Origin of the sequence: Citrobacter sp. Cu231 (assembly GCF_030332265.1) — a bacterium.
GTDB lineage: Bacteria > Pseudomonadota > Gammaproteobacteria > Enterobacterales > Enterobacteriaceae > Citrobacter > Citrobacter meridianamericanus.
Genome location: NZ_JAOWIE010000039.1, coordinates 81,161 through 92,580 on the forward strand (window position 1 = coordinate 81,161; position 11,420 = coordinate 92,580).

Genomic DNA, 11,420 nt, shown 5'->3' on the forward strand with positions numbered 1-11,420 from the left:
TGTATAATGTCACGTGCCATAATAGATGTGGGGGGCTTGTTAACCATCACGTTTAGCAAGCCAGAACAGACGGTGTCATTGCGCACTTGACAGCGAAAATACAAACTTAATTAGCCATCATTATGATAATCAAACCAAAAATTCGTGGATTCATCTGTACAACGACCCATCCGACTGGCTGCAAAGTCAATGTGGAAAAACAGATCGATTATGTGAAGAAAAACGGGAAAATCGCTAACGGCCCTTCCCGCGTGCTGGTCATCGGTGCTTCCACCGGTTACGGTCTGGCGTCCAGAATTTCCGCCGCCTTTGGCAGCGGTGCCGCCACTATCGGCGTATTTTTCGAAAAACCAGGCACGGAAACCAAACCGGGTTCCGCGGGCTGGTATAACTCTGCAGCCTTCGATGAAGCCGCTAAGCGCGAAGGCCTGTACGCCAAAAGCATCAACGGCGACGCGTTCTCCGACGAGTGCCGTGATGAAGTCATCAAACTGATCAAAGAAGACCTGGGTCAGATTGATCTGGTGGTTTACTCGCTGGCTTCCCCGGTGCGTAAAATGCCGAAAACCGGTGAAATCGTCCGTTCGGCGCTGAAGCCAATCGGTGAGGTTTACACCTCTAAAGCGATTGATACCAACAAAGATCAGATCATCACCGCCAGCATTGAGCCGGCAACGGAAGAAGAAGTTCAGAACACCGTTACCGTGATGGGCGGTGAAGACTGGGAACTGTGGATGGGCGCGCTGAGCGAAGCGGGCGTGCTGGCTGATGGCGTGAAAACCGTGGCCTACTCCTACATCGGAACCGACCTGACCTGGCCAATCTACTGGCACGGCGCGCTGGGCAAAGCAAAAGAAGACCTCGACCGCGCGGCAGGTGCGCTGCGTGATCAGCTGGCTCCGCTGCACGGTTCTGCGAACGTTGCCGTACTGAAATCCGTGATCACTCAGGCATCTTCTGCGATCCCGGTAATGCCGCTGTACATCTCTATGGTCTTCAAACTGATGAAAGCGCAGGGGATTCATGAAGGCTGTATCGAGCAGATCAACCGTCTGATGTCCACCAGCCTGTACGGCGACAAAGTGGCGCTTGATGACAACCAGCGTATCCGTATGGATGACTGGGAACTGCGCGAAGACATTCAGCAGGCATGTCGCGATCTGTGGCCGCTGATCACCACCGAAAACCTGGCGCAAGAAACTGACTATGCAGGGTACAAGCAGGAATTCCTGAACCTGTTCGGTTTTGGCCTCGACGAAGTGGATTACGATGCTGACGTGAACACCGAAGTCGAATTCGACGTCATCACGCTGTAATTTGCAGATACAGTTGCAAAAAGGGTTCATGTGAAAACATGAACCCTTTTTTAATGGCGACTGCTAACCCGCGAGGAAAAAACTGAACGCCGGGTTATGCGTTTCATCATGACAATCATAGCCCAGTTCGTTCAGCCGCGTTTCGAAATCAGGCTCGTGCTCACCCAACTCAAACGCCGCCAGTACACGACCGTAATCGGTGCCGTGACTGCGGTAGTGGAATAATGAAATATTCCAGTGCGTACCCAGGGTATGCAGGAATTTGAGCAACGCCCCTGGCGATTCGGGGAATTCAAAGCTGAACAGACGTTCCTGCAAGGGTTTCGACGGACGGCCGCCAACCATATAGCGCACGTGCAGCTTCGCCATTTCGTCGTCAGACAGATCCACCACGCTGTAACCGCCGTCACTAAGCAACTGGAGGATTTCTTTACGTTCTTCCAGACCACGACTCAGGCGTACGCCGACAAAAATGCAGGCATCTTTGGCATCGGCAAAGCGGTAGTTAAACTCGGTCACCGAGCGTCCACCCAGCAACTGGCAGAACTTGAGGAAGCTGCCTTTTTCTTCCGGGATAGTGACTGCCAGCAGCGCTTCGCGCTGTTCTCCCAACTCACAGCGTTCAGACACGTAGCGCAGGCCGTGGAAGTTAACGTTCGCACCTGACAACACATGTGCCAGTCGTTCACCGCGAATATTGTGCTGGGCGATGTACTTTTTCATCCCTGCTAATGCCAACGCCCCGGAAGGTTCCGCCACCGCACGCACGTCTTCGAACAGGTCTTTCATTGCCGCGCAGATTGCATCGCTATCAACGGTAACGATGTCGTCGAGGTATTCCTGGCACAGACGGAAAGTTTCATCGCCGATACGCTTCACCGCCACACCTTCAGCAAAGAGACCCACACGCGGAAGATCGACCGGTTGTCCGGCATCCAGCGCCGCTTTCAGGCAGGCGGAATCTTCAGCTTCCACGGCAATCACTTTGATCTGTGGCATCAGCTGTTTGATCAACACCGCCACGCCTGCCGCTAATCCGCCGCCGCCTACCGGGACAAATACGCGGTCGAGGTGAGCATCCTGTTGCAATAACTCCAGCGCCAGCGTGCCCTGCCCGGCAATCACCATCGGATGGTCAAACGGCGGAACCCAGGTAAAACCCTGCTGCTGCGACAGCTCAATCGCTTTGGCTTTGGCTTCATCAAAATTCGCGCCGTGCAACAGCACTTCTCCACCGAAGCCGCGTACGGCATCAACTTTGATATCGGCGGTAGCCGTTGGCATGACAATCAGTGCCTTCACGCCTAATCGCGCAGAAGAGAACGCGACACCTTGAGCATGATTACCCGCCGATGCGGTGATGACCCCATGCGCTTTTTGCTCTTCGGTCAGGCCCGCCATCATGGCGTAGGCTCCACGCAGCTTGAAGCTGTGAACGGGTTGACGGTCTTCGCGCTTGACCAGAATCACGTTATCAAGGCGCGAAGAGAGCTTTTCCATTTTTTGTAGCGGCGTTACCTGCGCCGCTTCGTATACCGGCGCACGCAGTACCGCTCTGAGATACTCAGCGCCCTCAGGAGCACCGGATAGAGGTTGTGAATCCGCCATGATCATTATCCCCCGAGTTTTGACTTATCGCGCACCGCGCCTTTGTCGGCGCTGGTTGCCAGACTGGCATAGGCGCGTAGCGCAAAAGAGACCTGACGCTGACGATCTTTAGGCGTCCAGGCTTTGTCACCGCGTGCTTCCTGCGCTTCGCGACGCGCAGTGATTTCCGCATCACTTAGTTGTAACTGGATACCGCGATTCGGGATATCAATAGCAATCATGTCGCCATCTTCGATGATCGCAATGTTGCCACCGCTGGCCGCTTCCGGGGAAACGTGGCCGATAGACAGGCCGGATGTGCCGCCGGAGAAACGTCCGTCGGTGATCAACGCACAGGCTTTGCCAAGGCCCATCGATTTCAGGAAGGTGGTTGGGTAGAGCATTTCCTGCATGCCCGGCCCGCCTTTCGGTCCTTCGTAACGAATGACAACCACGTCGCCCGCCACCACTTTGCCGCCAAGGATCGCCTCAACCGCGTCATCCTGGCTTTCGTACACTTTCGCCGGGCCGGTAAATTTCAGGATGCTGTCATCCACACCTGCGGTTTTCACGATACAGCCGTTTTCCGCGAAGTTACCGTAGAGTACCGCCAGACCGCCGTCTTTACTGTAAGCGTGTTCCAGCGAACGGATACAGCCTTCGGCACGATCGTCATCCAGCGTGTCCCAGCGGCAGTCCTGCGAGAACGCCTGGGTGGTACGGATGCCCGCCGGGCCAGCGCGGAACATTTTTTTCACCGCATTATCTTTGGTCAGCATCACATCATACCGATCAAGCGTTTGCGGCAGAGTCAGTCCCAGCACGTTTTTCACGTCACGGTTCAGCAGCCCGGCTCGGTCCAGTTCGCCTAAAATACCCAGTACGCCGCCTGCGCGGTGCACGTCTTCCATATGGTATTTCTGCGTGCTCGGCGCCACTTTACACAGCTGTGGGACTTTGCGGGACAGCTTGTCGATATCACTCATGGTGAAGTCGATTTCCGCTTCCTGTGCGGCCGCCAGCAGGTGCAGAACGGTGTTGGTGGAGCCGCCCATGGCGATATCCAACGTCATGGCATTCTCAAACGCCGCCTTGCTGGCAATGTTGCGCGGCAGCGCAGAAGCATCATCCTGCTCATAGTAGCGTTTAGTCAGCTCAACGATGCGTTTACCCGCGTTAAGGAACAACGTTTTACGGTCGGCGTGAGTCGCCAGCAGCGAACCGTTACCCGGCTGCGATAAACCCAGCGCTTCGGTCAGACAGTTCATGGAGTTTGCGGTGAACATCCCGGAGCATGAGCCGCAGGTCGGACAGGCAGAACGTTCAACCTGCTCGCTCTGCGAGTCGGAAACTTTCGGGTCAGCGCCTTGAATCATCGCATCAACCAGGTCGAGCTTGATAATTTGGTCAGAGAGCTTGGTTTTCCCGGCTTCCATCGGGCCGCCGGAAACAAAGATCACCGGAATGTTCAGGCGCAAGGAGGCCATTAACATCCCCGGGGTAATTTTGTCGCAGTTAGAGATACAGACCATCGCATCGGCGCAGTGAGCGTTAACCATGTACTCAACGGAGTCAGCGATCAGCTCGCGCGACGGCAGTGAATACAGCATGCCCCCGTGGCCCATGGCGATACCATCATCCACAGCAATGGTGTTGAACTCTTTTGCCACACCGCCTGAGGCTTCGATTTGTTCGGCAACCAGCTTACCGAGATCGCGCAGGTGGACATGGCCCGGCACAAACTGGGTAAAAGAGTTCACTACAGCAATAATCGGTTTACCGAAGTCATCATCGGTCATCCCGGTGGCGCGCCACAGTGCGCGGGCACCCGCCATATTGCGGCCGTGGGTGGTGGTAGCAGAACGATACTTAGGCATGCTTGATTAACTCCCGTCTGTCTAATAATTGGGACGGTGCGTGCCGTCCCAAATTTATGTTTATTGATTAACCTGATCCAACCAGCCGTATTTATCTTCCGTTTCACCGGTGAAGAGGCCAAAGAAGGCCTGCTGGATGCGTTTGGTGACCGGACCACAGCGGCCTTCGCCCACCTGGATACCATCGACGCTACGTACTGGGGTGATTTCGGCCGCAGTACCGGACATAAATACTTCGTCGGCCAGGTACAGCGATTCACGGGAAAGCACCTGCTCACGCACTTCAATATTGAGATCTTTCGCCAGCTTAATGATCGCGTCACGGGTGATACCCGGCAGGGCGGAAGAAGTAAATGGCGGAGTAAATAAAATGCCGTCTTTTACTTCAAACAGGTTTTCGCCCGCGCCTTCTGAGATGTAGCCATTCACATCCAGCGCAATACCTTCCTGGTAGCCATGACGACGCGCTTCGCTACCCACCAGCAGTGAAGACAAATAGTTACCACCAGCCTTGGCAGCGGTAGGGATAGTATTCGGTGCAACGCGGTTCCAGGAAGAAACCATCGCGTCGATCCCCTGTTCCAACGCTTCAGCTCCGAGGTAAGCCCCCCACGGGAATGCGGCGATAATCACATCAGTGGTGTAACCCGCTGGCGGGTTAACGCCCATCCCTACATCGCCAACAAACACCAGTGGACGGATATAAGCGCTGGTCAGGTTGTTTTTACGAATCACTTCGCGGCACGCTTCCATCAGCTCATCAACGCTCTGAGATACCGGAAAACGATAGATCTTGGCTGAATCACGCAGACGCTGCATATGTTCACGATGACGGAACACCACCGGCCCTTTGTGAGAATCGTAGCAACGAATACCTTCAAATACGGAAGTACCGTAGTGCAGCGCGTGGGACATCACGTGGACCTTCGCGTCTTCCCAACGAATCATCTCGCCATTAGACCAAATGTAATCAGCTTTTTTCGTCGTCATTTTTCTTCCTTTTGCGCTCAGGCGCGGATTTGTTGTGATGTAGTTGTGCTCTGACAGATGGCAACATGTGCAACATCCACCAGTTTACTTAACTGACTAAACAGTAAGTCGACCGACCGGGGGCTGGCAACGGTCAATTCGATATTTATATTCTGCGCATCGCTGGCGGCTTCCATATTCATGGAGCACACCTGAAAACCACGATGGCGTACCACGCGTAAAACACGTTCTAACGTTTCCGGATTGAAACGAGCCTCAACGGCGACCTGATGTTGCATCATGATAATTTCTCCAGCATTTCTGAGTTGCTGGCGCCAGGTGGCACCAGAGGCCAGACATTCTCAAGTTCGTCGATTGAGACATGAAGCAGATATGGCCCCTCGCTGTTCAGCATGGTGTCGAGTGCCGCTTCAACCTGGTCTTTACGGGTGATGTGCTGGCCAGGTATGCCGAAAGCGCTGGCCAACATGAGGAAATCGGGGTTATCGGTAAGGGTAGTTTCGCTATAACGTTCCTGAAAAAACAGCTGCTGCCATTGTCGCACCATGCCTAACCGCTGGTTGTCGAGTAAAACTATCTTCAGTGGCAACTGCTTGCGTTTTACGGTGCCCAGCTCCTGTACATTCATCATGAAGGAACCGTCACCGGAGATACAGATTACCGTATCATTCGGGCGAGCAACCTGCGCGCCAACCGCAGCAGGCAAGCCAAAGCCCATCGTACCCAAGCCGCTCGACGTGATAAAATTTTCCGGGCGGGTGTAGGTCATATGCTGTGCCGACCACATCTGATGCTGACCAACATCCGTTGTTACTACGCTGTCGGCTGGTTTGCGGTCTGAAAGCTGTTTCAGCAATAACGGCGCATAAATAGCTTCGCCCGGATGGTCATAGCGCCAGGTATGCTCTGTGCGCAGCTCAGCACTGTACTGACGCCATTCGTCAATCTTCAACGGTTGCTGTAATGCCGGCAGCAACGCATTTAAATCGCCTTGCAGCGCCACGTGCGCCTGGCGCAGTTTATTCATTTCCGCCGGGTCGATATCCATGTGGATCACGCTGGCGTTCGGTGCGAAAGTATTCAGCTTACCGGTCACCCGGTCATCAAAACGTGCGCCAACTGCAATCAGTAAATCACACTCTTGCACTGCGAAATTTGCAGCTTTAGTACCGTGCATTCCCAACATACCCAAATAGTATGGGTAGTTAGCATCTACTGTGCCCAAGCCTTTCAGCGTACAGGCGACCGGCATTTGGGTAAGCATAATAAACTCACGCAGGGCCGGAACTGCCTGCGCCATGCCTACGCCGCCACCTACGTACAGGATCGGTTTTTGCGCCTGCGCCAGCATGTTACGCGCCTGCTCAACATCAGCGTGCGGGAAAGCCTCAACGTTTTCGACGGTCGTAAAATATGGCTCCAGCGAACCGCTGGCTAATTGGATGTCTTTTGGGATATCAACCAGAACCGGGCCCGGACGACCGGAATTCGCCACGGCGAAAGCCTCAGCCATGATGCGCGGCAGTTCTTCCAGTGATTGCACCAGAAAACTGTGTTTGGTGCAGGACAGAGACATACCCAGAACATCCACTTCCTGGAATGCATCCGTTCCGATGAAAGGTGATGCCACCTGACCGGTGATCGCCACCACAGGAACAGAATCTAACAGCGCATCGGCAAGTCCGGTGATCAGGTTAGTAGCACCAGGACCGGAAGTGGCGATACAAACGCCGGTTTTACCCGTCGCTCGGGCATAGCCAATCGCCGCCATCGCTGCGCCCTGCTCATGTCTGCACAACAGGTGTTCTACGCCGCCGTCATACAGCGCATCGTAAACCGGCATAATTGCGCCACCGGGATAACCAAAGACGGTTTGAACCCCCTGTGCACGCAACGCATGTACCACCCACTGTGCCCCATTCATAGTTACATCCCCGCCGTAAATCTTGAGAAACAGAATTTTATGCTGATATTCACTTTCTGCTCCTCGTTTAAGTTTTTAAGGTCAAAAAAAACCCCCGAACCTTTCGGTGCGGGGGTCTTAGTTCGTTAAGGCTTGTTTTCTAAGCCTTTCCTCGTCCAAGTGCAGCCCCGCACGGTGGGATAATAATCACCACCACGCTAATCACGACCAGGCTAATCACTCGTAGAAGGGCTGTCATTTTTGTATTTTCTTGCATCTTGTTCGAAGGAATACCTAAAGAGTTACCATAGAATTTGCAAATGACACAAGATATTTTTTTATTCGTTTTTCTGACGCCATTAACGGTTTAGATAAATATCGTTGTTTTTTATACAAAAAATCAAAAATGAAAATATTTCACGTTTCAGGTAATTCTCAGCAGCCCGATCCCCAATAAAAAGTCTATTCAAAAGCATTTGCGGGCGTCATCCCAGACTAGATACAACTTATTGTGAATTACACTAAAACACATGAATCAGAACCTAAAAGGCGTAATTATGTAAAATCTTGCCGCGATGTATTGCGACATAATACTGTCATCAGGAGGCATTATGTCACTATCGATCATTCATACACGCGCCGCGTTGGGCGTAAATGCACCCGCCATTACTGTCGAGGTACATATCAGCAACGGCCTACCCGGTTTAACCATGGTGGGGCTGCCGGAAACGACGGTGAAAGAGGCTCGCGATCGGGTACGCAGTGCGATAATTAATAGCGGGTATGAATTCCCGGCAAAGAAGATAACCATAAATCTCGCTCCAGCCGATCTTCCGAAAGAAGGGGGGCGATATGATTTACCTATCGCTGTTGCGCTTCTGGCCGCTTCTGAGCAGCTTACAACCCATAATCTCGATGCATATGAGCTGGTCGGTGAATTAGCGCTTACAGGCGCGTTACGCGGCGTTCCCGGCGCGATATCAAGCGCAACCGAAGCCATTCGTGCAGGCAGGAGAATTATTGTCGCCACAGAGAATGCCGCTGAAGTTGGACTGATACACGGCGAAGGATGCCTGATCGCAGATCACCTGCAGACCGTATGCGCATTTCTCGAAGGTAAGCACGATTTAGACAGGCCCTCAGCCGCAGATTTTACGCCCGACGCATTCGCCGACGACCTGAGCGATGTTATCGGCCAGGAACAGGGTAAACGCGGGCTGGAGCTTACCGCAGCTGGCGGTCATAACCTCTTGCTCATTGGCCCGCCGGGTACGGGCAAGACCATGTTGGCCAGTCGCCTCAGAGGTCTGCTCCCACCGCTTAGCAACGATGAAGCGCTGGAAAGTGCTGCGATACTCAGTCTGGTTAATTCCGAAACGATACAAAAACAATGGAAGCAACGCCCTTTTCGTTCACCACATCACAGTGCTTCATTAACGGCCATGGTCGGTGGAGGCTCTATTCCTGCACCAGGCGAGATCTCTCTGGCGCATAACGGCATACTGTTTCTGGATGAACTACCCGAGTTTGAACGGCGTACGCTGGATGCCTTGCGCGAACCCATCGAGTCCGGGCAGATCCATCTATCCCGCACCAGAGCAAAAATAACCTATCCCGCGCGCTTTCAACTTATAGCAGCGATGAATCCAAGCCCTACAGGCCATTATCAGGGGAATCATAATCGCTGTACTCCAGAACAGACGCTGCGCTACCTCAATCGACTGTCAGGACCATTTCTCGATCGCTTCGACCTCTCCCTCGAAATCCCCTTACCACCGCCCGGCATACTCAGTCAGAGCGCAGTGAAAGGGGAAGATAGTGCAACGGTTAAGCAACGCGTTATAGCAGCACGAGAGCGTCAGTATCTGCGGCAAAATAAGTTAAACGCGCACCTGAACAGCCAGGATATTCATAAATACTGCCCACTGCACAGCGACGATGCTCAATGGCTGGAAGAAACGCTCGCGCATCTCGGATTATCTATCCGCGCCTGGCTGCGTCTGATAAAGGTCGCTAGAACGATTGCGGATATAGAACAATGTGATCGCATCTCTCGCCAACACTTACAGGAAGCCGTTGGATACCGGGCGATAGACAGGTTACTCATTCATTTGCAGAAACTACTGGCATAAAAAAAGGGCTTTCGCCCTTTTTTATTAATCATCAGATTCGGTGTAGTCTTCTGCGCCTTCCACCTGAGGTTTCCCACCAGAAAGCGTGTGGAAGCGTTTTGGACGCTTAATACGCGTCATGTATTTAGACCACACGCGTTCAGCTTCAGTAACCGGCTCACGTTCACCACGGCATACCGCAACAAACAGTTTCTCTTCTTCAGTTACCGGCTCACGCTTACCCAGATCCAGCTCGTTGAAAGCATAACCGTGACGCTCAAGCAGTTGTGCTTCTTTAATGGTGAAATCACCATGACGGGAGAATCCGCGGGGATAATATTTATTATCGAAATATCGATTAGTCGTCGTAAAGCTTTCCGCCATCCTGCACGCTCCTAATTCTTTGGCCGAGCTATTTATGGCGCGGAGTATTAGTTACGCTTGACAGAGCGTCAAACAAAAGATTTAAATCATAACGACAAATTATTTTATGGAGCGAGTTGTGGATACGGAATTGTTAAAAACTTTCCTGGAAGTTAGCCGGACACGCCACTTTGGCAGGGCTGCTGAAGCGCTCTATCTGACCCAGTCAGCGGTTAGTTTTCGGATCAGACAGCTGGAAAATCAATTGGGTGTAAACCTGTTCACTCGACACAGAAACAATATCCGTTTGACCGCCGCAGGTGAAAAATTATTGCCTTACGCTGAAACCCTGATGAATACGTGGCAAGCAGCACGTAAGGAAGTTGCGAATACCTCGCGGCATAACGAGTTTTCTATCGGCGCCAGCGCATCTCTCTGGGAGTGCATGCTTAATGACTGGTTGAGACGTTTATATCAATCTCAGGAGCCACAGTCCAGCCTGCAGTTTGAAGCGAGGATCGCTCAGCGCCAGTCATTGGTAAAACAGCTTCATGAACGACAGCTTGATCTACTGATTACGACCGAAACGCCCAAAATGGACGAATTTAGCAGCCAACTGTTGGGATATTTCACGCTGGCGCTCTATTGTAGTTCTCCATCGCAAACCAAAGATGAACTGAATTATCTACGTCTGGAATGGGGACCCGATTTTCAACAACACGAAGCGGGATTGATCGCGGGAGATGAAGTGCCGGTACTCACTACCAGTTCAGCTGAACTGGCCAGGCAACAGCTTTCTGTGATTAAGGGCTTTAGCTGGCTTCCTGTCAACTGGGCCAAAACCAAAAGCGATCTCCATACGGTTACCGACAGTACAACACTATCTCGCCCTTTATATGCAGTTTGGCTGCAAAACAGCGATAAACATGCACTGATCTGCGATCTATTGAGAACAAATATTCTGGAAGATTAAGGTAAATACTGGCAAGGATGCCGGGAGTAAAAACAGAAGGAAGACAATGTTGAATTGCACGAAAAAAAAATCCTTAGCAAGAATGCTAAGGATTGTTTCTGGCAGGGGCGGAGAGACTCGAACTCGCGACACCCGGTTTTGGAGACCGGTGCTCTACCAACTGAGCTACGCCCCTAAATTTTCTTATCATTAAGCCTGCTTGATAGCAGGCTTAATTTTCTAATAAGTGGCGGAACGGACGGGACTCGAACCCGCGACCCCCTGCGTGACAGGCAGGTATTCTAACCAACTGAACTACCG

The 11,420-nt window shown here is 52.4% G+C and carries 10 protein-coding genes and 1 tRNA gene; 3 read left to right on the forward strand and 8 right to left on the reverse strand.

Annotated features, from left to right (window positions below):
- Positions 1–122: 122 nt before the first annotated feature.
- Entirely contained in the window at positions 123–1,316 is a 1,194-nt protein-coding gene (gene fabV / locus OGY15_RS14350; RefSeq protein WP_286539737.1) for an enoyl-ACP reductase FabV, read from the forward strand.
- A 63-nt stretch (positions 1,317–1,379) separates the two neighbouring features.
- Here fabV and ilvA read toward each other — a convergent pair whose 3' ends face one another.
- The 6 genes from ilvA to ilvL form a co-directional block, all read right to left on the reverse strand.
- Entirely contained in the window at positions 1,380–2,924 is a 1,545-nt protein-coding gene (ilvA, locus tag OGY15_RS14355; RefSeq protein WP_286539739.1) for a threonine ammonia-lyase, biosynthetic, read from the reverse strand.
- 5 nt (positions 2,925–2,929) lie between these two features.
- Entirely contained in the window at positions 2,930–4,780 is a 1,851-nt protein-coding gene (gene ilvD / locus OGY15_RS14360) for a dihydroxy-acid dehydratase (RefSeq protein WP_286539741.1), read from the reverse strand.
- Positions 4,781–4,840: 60 nt separating this feature from the next.
- A complete protein-coding gene (locus tag OGY15_RS14365; RefSeq protein ID WP_151217290.1) occupies positions 4,841–5,770 on the reverse strand; it encodes a branched-chain amino acid transaminase in 930 nt (309 codons plus the stop codon).
- Positions 5,771–5,787: 17 nt separating this feature from the next.
- Entirely contained in the window at positions 5,788–6,051 is a 264-nt protein-coding gene (gene ilvM, locus OGY15_RS14370; RefSeq protein ID WP_003018017.1) for an acetolactate synthase 2 small subunit, read from the reverse strand.
- Positions 6,048–7,694, reverse strand: coding sequence for an acetolactate synthase 2 catalytic subunit (gene ilvG, locus OGY15_RS14375; RefSeq protein WP_286539743.1), 1,647 nt, complete (start codon positions 7,692–7,694; stop codon positions 6,048–6,050). Before ilvG ends, ilvM begins: the two co-directional genes overlap by 4 nt.
- A 139-nt stretch (positions 7,695–7,833) precedes the next feature.
- Complete coding sequence (gene ilvL / locus OGY15_RS14380) at positions 7,834–7,932, reverse strand: ilv operon leader peptide (protein ID WP_001311244.1); 99 nt, start codon at positions 7,930–7,932, stop codon at positions 7,834–7,836.
- 352 nt (positions 7,933–8,284) lie between these two features.
- On the opposite strand from ilvL, the gene OGY15_RS14385 reads away from it, so the two are divergent.
- The gene (locus tag OGY15_RS14385; protein WP_252839011.1) at positions 8,285–9,805 is read left to right on the forward strand and encodes a YifB family Mg chelatase-like AAA ATPase; all 1,521 of its coding nucleotides are present in this window, start codon (positions 8,285–8,287) and stop codon (positions 9,803–9,805) included.
- Positions 9,806–9,829: 24 nt separating this feature from the next.
- Here the strand turns inward: OGY15_RS14385 and maoP are convergent, their stop codons facing one another.
- Complete coding sequence (gene maoP / locus OGY15_RS14390; RefSeq protein WP_003018025.1) at positions 9,830–10,168, reverse strand: macrodomain Ori organization protein MaoP; 339 nt, start codon at positions 10,166–10,168, stop codon at positions 9,830–9,832.
- A gap of 106 nt (positions 10,169–10,274) precedes the next feature.
- Between maoP and hdfR the strand changes: the two genes are divergently transcribed.
- Complete coding sequence (gene hdfR / locus OGY15_RS14395; RefSeq protein ID WP_151217296.1) at positions 10,275–11,120, forward strand: HTH-type transcriptional regulator HdfR; 846 nt, start codon at positions 10,275–10,277, stop codon at positions 11,118–11,120.
- 99 nt (positions 11,121–11,219) lie between these two features.
- Here the strand turns inward: hdfR and OGY15_RS14400 are convergent.
- Positions 11,220–11,295, reverse strand: a tRNA-Trp gene (locus OGY15_RS14400).
- Positions 11,296–11,420: the final 125 nt, after the last annotated feature.